This window comes from Rhizobium leguminosarum, assembly GCF_019798305.1.
GTDB classification, from domain to species: domain Bacteria; phylum Pseudomonadota; class Alphaproteobacteria; order Rhizobiales; family Rhizobiaceae; genus Rhizobium; species Rhizobium leguminosarum_U.
The window spans coordinates 304,670-320,469 of record NZ_JAAXDD010000007.1; the positions used below are offsets into that span (position 1 = coordinate 304,670).

Genomic DNA, 15,800 nt, shown 5'->3' on the forward strand with positions numbered 1-15,800 from the left:
GTGCGCAAGTGCCGGCCTTTTTGTTACGCATGCGCACTATTTTGAGCTGATCGCCGCGGCCAAACCATCCCGATGAGCCAAACCGATCTATGTTTCGGGCCGCCTTGATGCCTGGCATCAAGGTAAATAATCGTGGTTAAGCAGCTTTTAACGTTTCCCATTCATTATCCATCCGAAGCGTACCAGATTGGCAGCGACCGAGCCTGCCGACGCAACGGGATTTTGGAGTGGGATCCATGAAAAGAAGCTTGTCCGGCATCTTCGCCGCAATGTTGATCGCGACAAACGCCTATTCCGCGGACCTCGCCCCTGCCGAGCCTATCCCGGAGCAGCCGCCTGAGGTGACGGTCACCGAAGCGACCGGCTGGTACCTGCGCGGCGATGTCGGCTATGCCTTCACCGATCTGCGCGGCGCCCGCTATTTCCAGGGCAGCAACGCCACGGAGGTCGATTTCGACGACGCCGATCTGGATGACACATGGACTGTCGGCGGTGGTGTCGGTTACCAGATCAACAGCTATCTGCGCACCGATCTGACCTTCGACTATCTCACCCAGGCGGATTTCAACGGCTCGACGGTCGGGCAGTGCGGCTTTCCGCTGGTGGACTGCACCTCGAGCGACCGCTCTTCGCTGACAGCCTATACGCTGCTCGCCAACGCCTATGTCGATCTCGGCACCTACGGCTACGTCACGCCCTATGTCGGCGCCGGTATCGGCGGTTCTTACGTGAAGTGGAAGAACCTCAGCAACGTCGCCTGCGCCGATGACGGCAGCTTCTGCGACGACCAGGTCACCCATGGCGGCAAGGGCAACTGGCGCTTCACTTACGCCCTCATGGCCGGCGCTTCGATCGATGTGACCTGCAACATCAAGGCCGATGTCGGCTACCGTTACCTGCATATCGATGGCGGCAACATGTTCGGCTATGCCGACAATGGCGGCCCGGGCCGCGACAAGGGTCTGAGCGCCCACGAAGCCCGCGTCGGCGCCCGCTATCTCTTCGGTGGCTGCGCCCAGGCGAGCTACGAACCGCCGCCGGAAATCCCGCTGCAGCAGCCTGTCTACAAGTAAGTCCAATCCCCTAGCATCTAAAAGCCGCCGCGACCGGGCGGCTTTTTGTATTGCGGCCGTCCCGCCCTGCGTCAAAATATGTTCCGCCCGCGACACTTCGATCTTGACTATGACGCGCCGGATCCATACACACGGCGGCGGGACACCCTTCCCCAACGAAGGGCTTTCTATCTGAGAGGATAGCATCATGGCGAAGACCGCAAAGCCGGACATCCGTCCGAACAATACCCATTTTTCTTCTGGCCCCTGCTCGAAGCGCCCCGGCTGGTCGCTCGAAGCCCTTTCCGACGCGGCCCTTGGCCGTTCGCACCGCGCGAAGGTCGGCAAGGCCAAGCTCAAGCAGGCCATCGACCTTACCCGTGAAATTCTCGAAGTGCCGGCGGATTACCGCATCGGCATCGTTCCGGCGTCCGACACCGGCGCGGTCGAAATGGCGCTCTGGTCGCTGCTCGGCGAACGCGGCGTCGATATGCTCGCCTGGGAAAGCTTCGGCGCCGGCTGGGTCACCGATGTCGTCAAGCAACTGAAGATCAAGGATGTTCGCAAGCTCGAAGCCGGTTACGGCGAGCTTCCCGATCTGTCCGCCGTCGATTTCGACCGCGACGTCGTCTTTACCTGGAACGGCACCACCTCGGGTGTGCGCGTGCCGAATGCCGATTTCATCCCGGCCGACCGCAAGGGACTGACGATCTGCGACGCCACCTCGGCAGCTTTCGCGCAGGCACTCGATTTCGCCAAGCTCGACGTCGTCACCTTCTCCTGGCAGAAGGTTCTGGGCGGCGAGGGTGCCCACGGCATCATCATTCTTTCGCCGCGTGCCGTCGAGCGTCTGATCACCTACACGCCGGCCTGGCCGCTGCCGAAGATCTTCCGGATGACTTCGGGCGGCAAGCTGACGGAGGGCATATTCCAGGGTGAGACGATCAACACGCCGTCGATGCTCTGCGTCGAGGACTATATCGATGCGCTTGTCTGGGCGAAGCAGGTCGGCGGCCTCAAGGGGCTGATTGCGCGTGCCGATGCCAATGCCAAGGTCATCCACGATTTCGTCGCGGCGAACGACTGGATCGCCAATCTCGCCATCAAGGTGGAAACGGCCTCCAACACCTCCGTCTGCCTGAAGATCGTCGACAAGGACATCGTAGCGCTTGACGACGACGGCCAGGCGAATTTCGCCAAGGGCCTGGTCGGCCTCCTGGAAAAAGAAGGTGTCGCCTATGACGTCGGCCACTACCGCGACGCGCCGTCGGGTCTGCGCATCTGGGCCGGCGCCACGATCGAGGCATCCGACATGCAGAAGCTGATGCCCTGGCTTTCCTGGGCCTTCGAAACACAGAAGGCGCAGCTCGCTCAGGCCGCCGCCTGAGGTGATCGCATTCGGCTCCGCCATAGGGCGGAGCAGCATTCCTGATTCATTCATCGCTGAACACTTTTGAAGGAGGCCCTCATGGCACCTCGCGTTCTCGTATCCGACGAATTGTCGGAAACCGCCGTCCAGATTTTTCGCGACCGCGGCGTCGAAGTCGATTTCGAACCGCAGCTCGGCAAGGACAAAGACCGTCTGCTCGAAGTCATCGGCAAGTATGATGGCCTGGCCATCCGCTCCGCCACCAAGGTGACGGAAAAGATCATCGAGGGGGCGACGAACCTCAAGGTCGTCGGCCGTGCCGGTATCGGCGTCGACAATGTCGATATCCCGGCCGCCTCGCGCCGCGGCATCATCGTGATGAACACGCCCTTCGGCAACTCGATCACGACGGCCGAACACGCGATCGCGCTGATGTTCGCCGTCGCCCGCCAGCTTCCGGCAGCCGATACCTCGACGCAGGCCGGCAAGTGGGAGAAGTCGAAGTTCATGGGCGTCGAGATCACCGGCAAGACGCTCGGCGTTATCGGCGCCGGCAATATCGGCTCGATCGTCTGCGCCCGGGCCATCGGCCTAAAGATGCACGTCGTCGCCTACGATCCGTTCCTCTCCAAGGAGCGCGCCGAGGAGATGGGCGTCACCAAAGTCGAGCTCGAAGAGCTGTTCGCCCGAGCCGATTTCATCACGCTGCATGTGCCGATGACTGACAAGACACGCGGCATCCTCAACAAGGAAGCGCTGGCAAAGACCAAGCCAGGCGTGCGCATCATCAACTGCGCCCGCGGCGGCCTGGTCGATGAGGCAGCGCTTGCCGAAGCGATCAAGTCCGGCCATGTCGCGGGTGCCGCCTTCGACGTGTTCGAGGTCGAGCCCGCCAAGGAAAGCCCGCTGTTCGGCCTGCCGAACGTCGTCTGCACGCCGCATCTCGGTGCCTCGACGACCGAGGCGCAGGAGAACGTCGCTTTGCAGGTGGCCGAACAGATGGCGGATTACCTCGTCAATGGTGCGGTCTCCAACGCCATCAACATGCCGTCGATCACGGCTGAGGAAGCGCCGATCCTGAAGCCCTTCATCCGTCTTGCCGACGTTCTCGGCGCCTTCGTTGGCCAGGTCACCGAAGAGCCGATCAAGGAAATCGAAATCCTCTATGACGGCGTCACCGCCAACATGAACACGCGGGCACTGACGAGCGCCGTGCTCGCCGGCCTCATCCGCCCGCAGGTCGCCGACGTCAACATGGTTTCGGCGCCAATCATGATCAAGGAAAAGGGCATCGTGCTTTCCGAGGTCAAGCGCGACAAGACAGGCGTCTTCGACGGCTATATCAAGCTGACGGTGACCACCGAGAGCATGACCCGCTCGGTGGCCGGCACGGTGTTTTCGGACGGCAAGCCGCGCTTCATCCAGATCAAGGGTATCAACCTCGATGCCGATGTCGGCTCCCACATGATCTACATCACCAATACCGACGTTCCCGGTATGATCGGCTTCATCGGCACGACGCTTGGTGCTGCCGGCGTCAACATCGCCAATTTCCAGCTCGGCCGTGACAAGCAGGGCGGCGACGCCATCGCGCTGCTCTATGTCGACGGCAAGGTTGATGACGCGGTGCTTGCTGAGTTGACCGCCCACCAGGCGGTACGCCAGGCAAAGCCGCTGACCTTCAATATCGACTGAGTTTTTCCTCCCAAGGAAATGAAAAACCCGGCGCTGGAAACGGCGCCGGGTTTATTGCTATTTCAGAAACAGATAAATTAATGGTGCCGGCGTTTCCGGCGGACGAGCCTGCCGAAACGGGCGACATCGTCTTCAGCCTTGGTGCGGTGAAGGAAGGCGAGCCTGCTGCCGTCGAGGCCCTGGAAGAATTCGTCCCAGGAAATCTCTTCCGGTTCCGAGGAAAAATCGACCCGGACGGTTTCGCTGTCCGGTGCGTTCTTGATGCGGGCGGGATGGCCGCCGCGCGCCTCGATCCAATGTCTGATTCTGTTGTAATCCGTCGTCGTGCCGAACCTGCCCATGAAACCCTCTTCAGCAATTCGAATGCGACATCGATCGGCCGCAACGCACGATCGACGGAATTGTTCCAGGGCGCCCCAATCATTTTGTCGAGGGCCGAGATCGTGATGGTAGACCGCCGCTTTGCACATTCTGAAGGCGGAAGCCTAAAGTTTAACCCTGAGTATGATTCTGATTTTATTTAACTTTTTTCGATATATCCCCGGCATCGGCATCAATGACACGCGAATTCCATGGCCCCCTTGCAGAAGACCGAGCAGATCGAAGCATTAAACGACGACTTCCGGTCATTGTTTGCAACGCATCCGTCGCCGATGTGGGTCTATGATCCGACATCGCTGCGTTTTCTCATCGTCAACGAGGCGGCGGCGGCACTTTACGGCTACGGTGCGGACGAATACCGGCGCATGACGGTTCTGGAAATTCGCCCTGAGCATGAGCGGGAACGGATGATCGACGCCGTCAGCGGCCGTACCGACATGGAAAGGGCGGAGCGCTGGATTCACCTCAAGGCGAGCGGCGAGACGTTCGAAGTGCTGACTTATGGCCGAGAAGTGCGTTTCGAGGGCCGGGCCGCAATCCTGGCGATCGTGCAGGACCGCAGCGAGGTCAACGCCGCCAAACGCCAGATCAGCGATACACGCTCGCTTCTCGACAGCATCGTCGACAACCTGCCGGTCGGCGTCTTCGTCAAGGACATGGAAGCCGACGGGCTTTACATTCTCTTCAATGAGGCCTGCGGCGAGATCGTCGGCATGAGGGCGGAGCACGTGGTCGGCCGAACCGACCGGGCGCTGTTTCCCGCCGGCCAGACAGACGCCTTCCGCGAGCAGGATCGCCGGGCTTTCGAAGCCAATACGACGATCAGCTTCGAGGAGACCATGCTGCGCGCCGACGGTGCGCCGCGCCTCCTGCGCACTGTCAAGCGCGCCCTGCCGACGCCCGAGGGCCATTCGCCGCGTTATCTGCTCGGTATCTCGCAGGACGTGACGGAGGAGCGCGCCGTCGAGGCAAAGCTTGCCCATCTCGCCATGCATGATCCGCTTACCGGCCTGCCGAACCGGGCGGCATTTTCCATGCATATCAACCAGCGGGCGGTCGAAGCGGCCGCCGACAGCCCGATTGCGCTGCTTTATATCGACGTCGATCACTTCAAGCATATCAACGACAGCAAGGGACATGCCGCCGGCGACGCGCTGCTTTGCCAGGTGTCGGAGCGGCTGCTTCAACTGGCGGAGGAGGGCGATCTTGTCGCCCGTCTCGGCGGCGACGAATTCGCCGTCGTACTGGAGCTCGACGAGCCGGAGCGGACCGTGCGTTTTGCGCAGCGGCTGCTCAAGGCGCTGAGCCGTGCCTTCGATCTCGACGGCGTCCGGGAGCACGTCACCTGCAGTATCGGCATCGCCTTGGCGCCCGATCATGCCGGCGACGCGGATGTGCTGATGCGGCACGCGGATCTTGCGCTCTATGCCGCCAAGGAGAGCGGACGCTCGACCTATCGTTTCTACGAGACGGAAATGCGGCTTGCCGCCGAGCGCCGGCACGTGATGACCGCCGAACTGTGGGAAGCGCTAGAGAAGCGCCAGTTCGAGCTGCACTACCAGCCGATCGTGCGGCTCGACAATGACGGCATCGGCGGCTTCGAGGGGCTGATCCGCTGGCGCCACCCCAAGCGCGGGCTGGTGGCGCCGATGGAATTCATTCCGCTTGCCGAGGAGACCGGCCTCATCGTGCCGATCGGCGATTGGGTGATCCGGGAAGCCTGTCGCGCGGCTGCCGGCTGGCCCGCTCATTTGAGGATCGCCGTCAATCTCTCCGTCAGCCAGTTTCGGCATGCGAGCCTGCTTTCGACCGTGGTCGCGGCGCTCGACGAGACGGGCCTCAATGCCGACCGGCTTGAAATCGAGATCACCGAGTCCGTATTCCTGGCCGATGCCGACCAAAGCCTGCCGCTGCTGCGGGCATTGAAGGCGCTCGGCGTCCGCATCGCCATCGACGATTTCGGCACCGGCTATTCGTCGCTGAGCTACCTCAGGTCCTTCCCCTTCGACAAGATCAAGCTCGACCGCAGCTTCGTCTCGGGCATCGAAACGGATGCCGGCAATCTCGCCATCGTGCGCGCCGTCGTCGGCATCGGCTCCGGCTTCAATGCGACGACGCTGGCCGAAGGGATCGAGACGGAGGAGCAGTTGCAGAAGCTGCGCGCCGAAGGTTTCAGTGAGGTGCAGGGCTATCTGCTCGGCCGGCCGATGCCGCAGCACGAGGCGGAGGCGCTGATTCGCGGCCGCGCTCTCAAGGCCGCTTCGTCACGCAGATAGAAGCGCTTGTTCTGTAGCTGGATCAGCCGTCCGGGGGAGGCATGCCGCCTGATGCCATCAAGCATTCGTCATTTTGAGAACGACGGCAGAAGCGGCATAATTCCCGTGGGCTGAAAAGGAGGATGTCTATGAAACGCTTTTCATTCTCGATAATCGGACTGGCGCTCGTGACCGCCATTGTCGCCAATCCGGGCATCGCGTTCGCCTGCAACAAGCTGATCGGCACCTGAGCCGCACCCCCGCCTCCAAGGCGCGGCTTTGGCTGCGCCTTCTCTTCATGCGGGAATGCGAAATATCGGTGCCCGAAGGCTGCCCCTTGCGCCCAAGGACAATCCTTTCTATATCGGTGCCTCATCGAGAGACGGCGGCCGATCCCGCCGGAGATCAGCAATCCGCCGCAATTGCAGCGCAAGGGCGGATCGTGACCCAAGCAGAATGGCACCATCGTTGAACACACTGGATTTTGACAAGAAGCCGGAAGAGACCCGTGTCGTCGTTGCCATGTCGGGCGGCGTCGATTCATCCGTCGTCGCCGGCCTTCTCAAACAGCAGGGTTACGATGTGCTCGGCATTACGCTGCAGCTTTACGATCATGGCGCCGCCGTTCACCGCGCCGGTTCCTGCTGCGCCGGCCAGGATATCGACGATGCGCGCCGCGTCTGTGAAACGCTCGGCATCCCGCATTACGTGCTCGATTACGAAAAGCGCTTCCGCGAGACGGTAATCAATCCCTTCGCCGAGAGCTATGTGGCGGGCGAAACGCCGATCCCTTGCGTTTCCTGCAACCAGACCGTCAAATTCGCCGATCTGCTGGCGACCGCCAAGGAACTTGGCGCCGATGCGCTGGCGACCGGTCACTATATCCGCTCGGGACTGAACCCTTCGCCGGACAATCCCGACCGCCGCGCGCTTTTCCGCCCGGCCGATGCCGACCGCGACCAGAGCTATTTCCTCTTCGCCACGACGCAGGAACAGATCGATTATCTCCGCTTTCCCCTGGGCGGCCTGCCGAAGGCCGAGACCCGCAGGCTTGCTGAAGAGATGGGCCTCGTCGTTGCCAAGAAGGCCGACAGCCAGGACATCTGCTTCGTGCCGCAGGGCAAATATTCCGACGTCATCACCAAGCTGAAGCCGAATGCGGCGCTCGCCGGCGAGATCGTCCATCTCGATGGCCGCGTGCTCGGAACTCATGAGGGTATCCTGCACTTCACGATCGGCCAGCGCCGCGGCATCGGCATCGCTACCGGCGAGCCGCTCTACGTCGTCTTTCTCGACGCCCGTTCGCGCCGCGTCATCGTCGGACCGAAGGAGGCGTTGGAAACGCACCGCGTCTACCTGCGCGACATCAACTGGCTGGGCGACGAGACGCTTGCGGAAGCCGCTTCCGGCAAGGGCTTTGCCTGCTATGCCAAGGTCCGCTCGACAAGGGCGCCGGCGCCCGCCGTGCTGCATGTCGATGCAACAGGCACCTATGTCGACCTGACGGTCGGCGAGGCGGGCATCGCGCCCGGCCAGGCCTGCGCGCTTTATTCGGCCCCCGGCGACAACGCTCGCGTCTTCGGTGGCGGTTTCATCGAACGTTCCGAGCGCGAACCTTCGGCGGAAGCCTGCCTGAAGGCCCTTTTGGCCAGTCCCGTCGCCGCTTGAAATCCATCGGAAACGGGAGGCGGCAAAGCCCACCGTTTTTCTCGATCATGCGCTTGACACAAAGCCGAAGCGCACCTTATAAGCCGCTCATCCCACGAACCGGCATCGCTTCGCGAGCGGGTATCGTTGACCAGTGGCGGAGTAGCTCAGTAGGTCAGAGCAGAGGAATCATAATCCTTGTGTCGGGGGTTCAAATCCCTCCTCCGCTACCATTCCTCATCGCAGAATTAGCGGTTTTTGCAGCTCGATTTTGGGCCGGTTCCGACGGCCGTGGTAGCATACTGGTCGCAGCGCCAAACGTGGCGGCGAGGGGACCAAACCCGTTGCGCCCTGATCTGCAGCATTTCCGCCAACGCCAAGAACAGGCCTATCTGTAGAGCGTCAAAAGCAACAGAGGCATCTTTGTCGCCCAAAAGTGAGATGCGACAGCGATAATAATAGCCCATACGGCGAGCGAGAACATGACCGCCGCTAACCTGATCCCGACTGGCTGCATCATTTCCTCCATCCCAGCATAATCGTGCCCCCTCGAACGATCCAATGCTAGCAAGATGCAGGCCCGTCAGCTATCGCAAGAAATTGGTACCCAGATAGCCGCCGCAGAGCGCAGTCGGTGAAGGTGCACAGATTCCGGTGATGCGGCGCGCGCTTTCCCCCTCCGTCAAACGATGAAATGAAAGTTGTCGTATTGCGCGCCGTAATAATCCGGGCCGCTCGTCTCTGTGATGACGGGCTCCGTGTCGAGGATGAGATAGTCGATTTCGCCGTAGGCGCTGAGATCGATCACTTGCGGGTCATGAATGCTGTCGGCGGCGACGTTGACCGTGACCAAGAATACGGTATCGCCGTTCAGTTTACCTTCGATCGTCAGAACGTTGTCATAGTCCGACGTGCCGTTTGCGACACTGAATTGCTCGATCTGAAAGTGGCCGCCATCGGCGGCTTGGATGGGTGTCCAGAACACGCCTCCTCCCAGATAGTGGTTGCCATCCGCTTCCTCCCGCACAGTCGCGTCGTCACCATCGTGCCAGGCACCCCAATCGAAGCCTTTGTAGCCCGTCGGGAAGTCGTGGTTGCCGACATCCTCGAAATTCACGAAGACGTCGCCGTGCTCCGGCAAGTCGACCGCGATATTGAGCAAGCCGAAGTCGGTGGCGCCTTTGCCATCCGAGATCTTGAAATTGAACTGGTCGACGAGTTGATCTCCCGGACCGAGCGCTGATACCACGGGGTTGGTGTGATCGAGCTCATATGTATAATTGCCGTTGGAATAGACCGTCAGCGTGCCGTATTTTCCCTCGACTGTGGTGGTCGTGGCAGGCCCGTTCGGATCGGACGGTTGCGGAATTCGCTGTCCATTGACGAAGTTGAGACGCACCTGATCTCCGTCGGCATCCGTGGAACTGGTATTGTCCAGGATGTTGCCGTCGATCGGGTTGTCGATGTTGAAAATAGGCTGGTATACGTCACCTGCGACCGGCTTGTGGTTTGCCATTTCTATCCCCCCGTTTGATGTTCTATTCGACTATGCAACCATATCGGGTATCTGGCAACCGAAATTGATGGAGCGTCAGAGCAATTCCGCCCGTCAACGCCACAAATTCCGGTCGATTACAGCTCAACTGTACAAGTAAAGAGAGCGGCATAAACGTCGATTCTGTTTTATGAACCAGGATTTACGTCTTGTCTTACGTTGCTGCCGCTTCAGCGACCATCGTGTTTCTCGCCTTTTCAGGCGATCCATCAATTTGGCCAGCGGAAAACTTTAAGGCAGGATAATAATGACGGGTCAATCATGACGTCGTCATGACGATATACTGCATGAATTGCCCGCATCGCCGAGCGCCGGTAGATCGGATTTCTGGGTCAGATCGCCCGGCGCGAAGAACTTGATGCGTCGATGCCGGGGCCGTAATCATCGCTGACGACCGAGATCACTTTCTTGACGCCGGCGTCGAAGGCGACCTTGGCGATCGGCGTCGATGTCTGCCAGGTGGTAAACGAGGTGCGGACGACGAGCGGGCTCTTGGTCACGATCGCCGAGGTGGCGGCGTTCATGATAACCATCGGCACATTGCCCTGTTTCAGGATCGGCGTCACGGCCATGACATCAGGGTGAAATAGAAGCCGGCCAGATACTGGACCTTTTCCTTGGCGATCAGTTCCTGCGCCAGCGCCTTGGATTGGGCGGGATCGGCCTACGGCACGTGGCGATAGAGGATTTCCACCGTATCGCTGCCGACCGTGTTGCCGTTGACCGTCATATAGGCGTCGATGCCGGCCTTGATTATGATTGTGACTCGAGGAGTTGTACTATCGCCGGCCTGCTCTACGGTCGAATTTGGTCCATGGCCCACCTCAGACACTTCTATCAGAATGGCAGTCCCACATAATTCTCCGCAAGCACCGTCGAGGCGGCGCGGGAATGGGTGAGATAGTCAAGCTCCGCCTCCTGGATCTTCTGGTCAAAATCCCCAGTATCCGGAAAACGATGCATCATCGTTGTCATCCACCAGGAAAACCGTACGGCTTTCCACACGCGGGCGAGCGCCTTCTGCGAATAGGCGTCAATGCCACTATTCGAGCCTTCGCGGTAATGCTCGATCAGCCCGGAGAAAAGATAATGAACGTCGCTGGCCGCAAGGTTCAATCCCTTGGCGCCGGTCGGCGGGACGATATGGGCGGCGTCGCCGGCCAGGAAAAGCCGGCCGAAACGCATCGGCTGAGTGACGAAGGAGCGCAGCGGCGCGATCGATTTCTCGAAGGACGGCGCGGTCGCCAAGGCCTCGGCGTGATGCATCGGCAGACGCCGCCTCAACTCGTCCCAGAAGCGATCGTCGCTCCAGTCCTCGATCTTCTCGTCGAGCGCGCATTGGATGTAGTAGCGGCTGCGGGTCGCCGAGCGCATCGAACAGAGCGCAAAGCCCCTTGGATGGTTGGCGTAGATCAGTTCATGGCTGACAGGCGCCACATCGGCAAGCACCCCCAGCCAGCCGAAGGGATAGACCTTCTCGAAACTCCTGATCGCCCGTTCCGGGACGGCCTTGCGGATGGCGCCGTGAAACCCGTCGCAGCCGGCGATGAAGTCGCAACCGATGCGCTTGGCAACACCGTCTTTCACATAGGTGACGAAGGGAGAATGGCCGTCGAAATCATGCGGCGCAACATCGACGGCATCGTAGATCGACAGGGAGCCGCTCGCTTCACGCCGCTCCATGAGGTCGCGCGTCACCTCGGTCTGTCCATAAACCGTCACGCGTCTACCGTCGGTCAATTCGTGGAGGTCGATGCGATGGTCGCGTCCGTCGAAGGCCAATGAGAAACCGTCATGCGGCAGGCCTTCGGCGTGCAGCCGTGTCCCGGCTTTTGCCTGATCCAGCAGCCCGACGGTGCCTCCCTCCAGAACGCCGGCACGAACCCTGCCGAGGATGTAATCCTTGTTCACACGATCGAGAATGACATTGTCGATGCCGGCTTCGGTCAGAAGCTGGCCGAGCAACAGGCCGGATGGTCCCGAACCAATGATGGCGACCTGCGTTCGCAACTGCTTCCTCCCTGCATTTTTGCGTTTTGCCAGATTCTGCCGTGTCGTCCCTGCCGCAGCAATGGACATTCCGGCCAAAAAATTGCACTAATCGAACATTGGTGCGGGAGAAGCCCTATGAGCAGACATATCCCTACCTACGAACTCTACGGTGAGAATACCGGACGAAAGCCCGATTTTTGGTTGCATTGCGAAACAATTCGCTCCCGCAGCAGCTTGCATCAATGGGAGATTCGCCCGCACCGTCACGAGAGTTTCTTTCAGATATTGTACATCGAAGGGGGGTCGGGCGATGCGATCTTCGGCGAAAACAGCCATGCCATCCGTCCGCCGGCAATCATCACTGTGCCGCCTGGGCTCAATCACGGCTTTCGTTTTTCACGGGATATCGACGGCCTGGTGATCACCCTGTTGAGATCCCATCTCAGCCATCCGCCCGGCGACCGAAGCCACCTCGGCGACTGGTTTGCGACGCCGCATCTGACGCCGCTTGATCCCGATAATGCCGAGGCTGCCTATGTCATGCAGACGTTGAGACGGCTGGGCGACGAATTCGAAAACCGCCGCAGCGGCCGCAACGAGGCCTTGGCCGCCTATGTCGCCTTGGCGCTGCGGCTGACGGCGAGGATTTGCCATGAGGGGAATGCGCACGAGCTTCCGGCAAACGAGAACGAGCGGCGGATGGAAATGCTGAGCGAGCTCATCCAGCAACATTTCCGATCACACAAGCCCTCGTCCTTCTACGCCAGGGAGCTTGGGCTTTCGCCGACACATCTTACCCGTATCGTCCGGTCGATGACCGGCAATACTCCTCATGAATTGATCGCCGGCAAACTCGTCGAAGAGGCGAAACGCCAGCTGGTTTTTACGCTGGGCAGCGTTCAGGAGATCGGATTTCGGCTCGGCTTTGCCGACCCCGCCTATTTCTCGCGATTCTTCGTGAAATACACCGGAGAAACGCCGCGGGTCTGGCGCATGAAGGAGAAGGTTCGGCTTGAAGGTGTATAGGTCACCCGCAAGGGTTGCGGAGTGCAACTGCCCAGGCTTCGACGCCCTCTTCCGTGTCGCGGGCGCGTTCGCCGGCGCGGGTCTCGTATGCGTCTCGTTGCTCAGCTGACTTGACGGCATCGTCTGAGCCATCGCGCTGGGCTTCGGGCGTCACGTAGAAGGCGAGCGCCTTTTCGAGCCGGGCGGCGGTAAGCGTGGCAGCGAAACTTTTCATGTCGTTTCCTCGGTCGACGGCCTTGAAGCTTGCCCGAGACACATAGCTACGATGCGGTCTTCCAGGGACAGTGCGCCGACGGTTTTCACCAACTTTAGACTTTGCGTGACGCTTGCTCCCGCCGAATGATCTCCGCCGACCAGTTCCGCGCGATTCTGTTTGGTTTTCGCTTCACGCCGTCGGCCATGTCCACTTCCGCACCTCCGGCATGTCCTCACCATATTCCCGGACATGGTCGTGGTGCTCCGCAAGCTTGCCGCGGAAGGCGGCGAGCGCTTCGCCTGCCTTTTCCTTCAGGCCTGGTACACGCTCGATCGCTTCGATGGCAAGGTGGAAGCGGTCGAGTTCGTTGAGGACGGTCATGTCGAAGGGTGTGGTCGTCGTGCCTTCCTCAATGAAGCCGCGGACGTGGATGTTGCGGTGGTTGGTGCGTTTATAGGTCAGGCGGTGGATGAGATAGGGATAGCCGTGATAGGCGAAAATGACAGGCTTGTCGGCGGTGAAGATTGCGTCGAAGGCCTCGTCGGTCAGGCCATGCGGATGCTGATCCCCGGATTGCAGCGCCAGGAGATCGACGACGTTGACAGTGCGGATCTTCAGTTCCGGAATTGCCTTGCGCAGCAGGTCTATGGCGGCAAGCGTCTCCATGGTCGGCACATCGCCGGCGCAGGCCATGACGAGATCAGGCAGGATGGTGTCGTCCTCGTTGCTCGCCCAGTGCCAGATGCCGATGCCGGCCTCGCAATGTTTCACCGCCTCGTCCATCGACAGCCATTGCGGCTCCGGCTGCTTGCCGGCGACGATGACATTGATGCGGTCATAGGTGCGCAGGCAATGGTCGCTGACCCAGAGCAGGGTGTTGGCATCCGGCGGCAGGTAGATGCGGACGATATCGGCCTTCTTGTTGGCGACGAGGTCGACGAAGCCGGGATCCTGATGGCTGAAGCCGTTGTGGTCCTGACGCCAGACATGCGAGGTCAGCAGGTAGTTCAGCGACGAGATCGGCTTTCTCCACTCGAGTTCCCGCGTCACCTTCAGCCATTTGGCGTGCTGGTTGAACATGGAATCGATGATGTGGATGAAGGCCTCGTAGCAGGAGAACAGGCCGTGCCGGCCAGTCAGCAGGTAGCCTTCCAGCCAGCCCTGGCAGAGATGTTCGCTCAGCACCTCCATGACACGTCCATCCCGAGACAAGTGGACGTCGTAGGGTTCGATACCCTCCATCCAGACACGGTCGGTGACTTCGAAGACGCTGCCGAGACGGTTCGATTCTGTCTCGTCGGGGCCGAAGATACGGAAATTGGCAGCCTTCGCGTTGCGCTTCAACGTGTCGCGCAGGTAATGGCCGAGGATTTCGGTCGACTGCACCATGGCGCTGCCGTGCTTGCCGATATCGACCGCGTAGTCGCGTATACTTGGAACATCGAGCTCGTTGCGCAGCAAACCGCCATTGGCGTGCGGATTGGCGCCCATGCGGCGCTCGCCGATAGGGGCGAGCGCCCGCAGCTCGGGTTTCAGCCGGCCGTCGCTGCCGAACAGGTCCTGCGGATCATAGCTGCGCATCCAGTCCTCGAGGATCTTGCGATGCCCTTCGTTCTCGCGGCAATTGGAGACCGGCACCTGGTGGGCGCGCCAGAAGCCTTCGACCTTCTTGCCGTCGACTTCCTTCGGTCCTGTCCAGCCCTTCGGGCTGCGCAGCACGATCATCGGCCAGCGCGGGCGGAAATCGGGCGCCTTGCCATTGCGGGCTTCCTCCTGGATTTCGCGAATGCGGTCGAAGACCCTGTCGAAGGTCGCGGCCATCTGCTGGTGCATGTCGCGCGGCTCGTGGCCCTCGACGAAGAAAGGTTCGTAGCCGTAGCCTTCAAAGAGGCTCTGCAAATCCTCATGACTGGCGCGGCCAAGAATGGTCGGATTGGCGATCTTGTAGCCGTTCAGATGCAGGATCGGCAGCACAGCGCCGTCACGGGCGGGATTCAGGAACTTATTGGAGTGCCAGCTCGCAGCCAGCGGCCCGGTTTCGGCCTCGCCGTCGCCGACGACGCAGGCAACGATCAGATCGGGATTGTCGAAGGCGGCGCCATAGGCATGGACCAGGGCGTAACCGAGTTCACCACCCTCGTGGATCGAGCCCGGTGTTTCGGGTGCTGCGTGGCTCGGAATGCCGCCGGGGAAGGAGAACTGCCGGAAGAGCTTGCGCATGCCCTCTGTATCCTCGGAAATATCGGGATAGATCTCGCTGTAGATGCCTTCGAGATAGGTGTTGGCGACCATGCCCGGCCCGCCATGGCCGGGGCCGCAGATGTAGATGATGTCGAGGTCGCGAGCGCGGATGAGACGGTTCAGATGCGCATAGATGAAGTTGAGGCCGGGCGTCGTGCCCCAATGACCGAGCAGGCGGGGCTTAATATGCTCGGCCTTCAACGGCTCACGCAAAAGAGGATTGGAAAGCAGATAAATCTGGCCGACCGAGAGATAGTTGGCGGCGCGCCAGTAGCGGTCGATGAGCGTGAGTTCGGTGTCGGTCAGGGCGGCGGTCGAGACATGCTTTTCCATGGGTTTCTCCCGTTCGAAAACGTCTTCAACGTCAATTCTACCGGCTGATGCCGGCAAG

The 15,800-nt window shown here is 60.6% G+C and carries 10 protein-coding genes, 1 tRNA gene and 2 pseudogenes; 7 read left to right on the forward strand and 6 right to left on the reverse strand.

Going from position 1 to position 15,800, the window contains the following annotated elements; translation table 11 throughout:
- Positions 1–236: 236 nt before the first annotated feature.
- From HFO99_RS15045 to serA, 3 genes are all read left to right on the forward strand, one after another.
- Positions 237–1,073, forward strand: coding sequence for an outer membrane protein (locus HFO99_RS15045; protein ID WP_222306941.1), 837 nt, complete (start codon positions 237–239; stop codon positions 1,071–1,073).
- A 187-nt stretch (positions 1,074–1,260) separates the two neighbouring features.
- On the forward strand, positions 1,261–2,439 hold the full coding sequence (locus tag HFO99_RS15050) for a phosphoserine transaminase (RefSeq protein WP_222362052.1): 1,179 nt from the start codon (positions 1,261–1,263) through the stop codon (positions 2,437–2,439).
- A gap of 81 nt (positions 2,440–2,520) precedes the next feature.
- Complete coding sequence (gene serA, locus HFO99_RS15055; protein WP_170279767.1) at positions 2,521–4,116, forward strand: phosphoglycerate dehydrogenase; 1,596 nt, start codon at positions 2,521–2,523, stop codon at positions 4,114–4,116.
- Between the two features lie 77 nt (positions 4,117–4,193).
- Here serA and HFO99_RS15060 read toward each other — a convergent pair whose 3' ends face one another.
- Positions 4,194–4,457, reverse strand: coding sequence for a hypothetical protein (locus HFO99_RS15060; protein ID WP_222334279.1), 264 nt, complete (start codon positions 4,455–4,457; stop codon positions 4,194–4,196).
- Positions 4,458–4,688: 231 nt separating this feature from the next.
- Here HFO99_RS15060 and HFO99_RS15065 point away from each other — a divergent pair, with 231 nt between their 5' ends.
- The 3 genes from HFO99_RS15065 (at position 4,689) to HFO99_RS15075 (ending at position 8,632) form a co-directional block, all read left to right on the forward strand.
- Positions 4,689–6,773 carry a putative bifunctional diguanylate cyclase/phosphodiesterase gene (locus tag HFO99_RS15065; protein ID WP_222362053.1) on the forward strand — a complete coding sequence of 695 codons (2,085 nt, stop codon included), beginning with the start codon at positions 4,689–4,691 and terminating at the stop codon, positions 6,771–6,773.
- A gap of 447 nt (positions 6,774–7,220) precedes the next feature.
- The gene (gene mnmA, locus HFO99_RS15070; RefSeq protein ID WP_222334281.1) at positions 7,221–8,420 is read left to right on the forward strand and encodes a tRNA 2-thiouridine(34) synthase MnmA; all 1,200 of its coding nucleotides are present in this window, start codon (positions 7,221–7,223) and stop codon (positions 8,418–8,420) included.
- 135 nt (positions 8,421–8,555) lie between these two features.
- Positions 8,556–8,632: transfer RNA gene (locus HFO99_RS15075), tRNA-Met, on the forward strand.
- A 449-nt stretch (positions 8,633–9,081) separates the two neighbouring features.
- Here HFO99_RS15075 and HFO99_RS15080 read toward each other — a convergent pair.
- The 3 genes and pseudogenes from HFO99_RS15080 to pobA form a co-directional block, all read right to left on the reverse strand.
- Complete coding sequence (locus tag HFO99_RS15080) at positions 9,082–9,915, reverse strand: VCBS domain-containing protein (RefSeq protein WP_222362054.1); 834 nt, start codon at positions 9,913–9,915, stop codon at positions 9,082–9,084.
- Positions 9,916–10,292: 377 nt separating this feature from the next.
- Positions 10,293–10,714 (reverse strand): annotated as a pseudogene (locus HFO99_RS15085) (ABC transporter substrate-binding protein); the annotation flags it as partial.
- A gap of 77 nt (positions 10,715–10,791) precedes the next feature.
- A complete protein-coding gene (pobA, locus tag HFO99_RS15090) occupies positions 10,792–11,964 on the reverse strand; it encodes a 4-hydroxybenzoate 3-monooxygenase (RefSeq protein WP_222362055.1) in 1,173 nt (390 codons plus the stop codon).
- Positions 11,965–12,081: 117 nt separating this feature from the next.
- On the opposite strand from pobA, the gene HFO99_RS15095 reads away from it, so the two are divergent.
- Positions 12,082–12,972 (forward strand): helix-turn-helix domain-containing protein, encoded by an 891-nt coding sequence (locus HFO99_RS15095; RefSeq protein ID WP_222362056.1) that lies wholly within the window; start codon positions 12,082–12,084, stop codon positions 12,970–12,972.
- Position 12,973: 1 nt separating this feature from the next.
- On the opposite strand, the pseudogene HFO99_RS15100 reads toward HFO99_RS15095, so the two are convergent.
- Both HFO99_RS15100 and HFO99_RS15105 read right to left on the reverse strand, forming a co-directional pair.
- A pseudogene (locus tag HFO99_RS15100) lies at positions 12,974–13,278 on the reverse strand (hypothetical protein).
- Positions 13,279–13,357: 79 nt separating this feature from the next.
- Positions 13,358–15,742 carry a phosphoketolase gene (locus tag HFO99_RS15105; RefSeq protein ID WP_222362059.1) on the reverse strand — a complete coding sequence of 795 codons (2,385 nt, stop codon included), beginning with the start codon at positions 15,740–15,742 and terminating at the stop codon, positions 13,358–13,360.
- Positions 15,743–15,800 lie beyond the last annotated feature (58 nt).

What these genes read in the sequence shown, in the direction of transcription:
- HFO99_RS15045 (WP_222306941.1), top strand. Translation starts at nt 237, where the DNA reads ATGAAAAGAAGCTTGTCCGGCATCTTCGCCGCAATGTTGATCGCGACA.
- HFO99_RS15050 (WP_222362052.1), top strand. Translation starts at nt 1,261, where the DNA reads ATGGCGAAGACCGCAAAGCCGGACATCCGTCCGAACAATACCCATTTT.
- serA (WP_170279767.1), top strand. Translation starts at nt 2,521, where the DNA reads ATGGCACCTCGCGTTCTCGTATCCGACGAATTGTCGGAAACCGCCGTC.
- HFO99_RS15060 (WP_222334279.1), bottom strand. Translation starts at nt 4,457, where the DNA reads ATGGGCAGGTTCGGCACGACGACGGATTACAACAGAATCAGACATTGG.
- HFO99_RS15065 (WP_222362053.1), top strand. Translation starts at nt 4,689, where the DNA reads ATGGCCCCCTTGCAGAAGACCGAGCAGATCGAAGCATTAAACGACGAC.
- HFO99_RS15080 (WP_222362054.1), bottom strand. Translation starts at nt 9,915, where the DNA reads ATGGCAAACCACAAGCCGGTCGCAGGTGACGTATACCAGCCTATTTTC.
- HFO99_RS15095 (WP_222362056.1), top strand. Translation starts at nt 12,082, where the DNA reads ATGAGCAGACATATCCCTACCTACGAACTCTACGGTGAGAATACCGGA.
- HFO99_RS15105 (WP_222362059.1), bottom strand. Translation starts at nt 15,742, where the DNA reads ATGGAAAAGCATGTCTCGACCGCCGCCCTGACCGACACCGAACTCACG.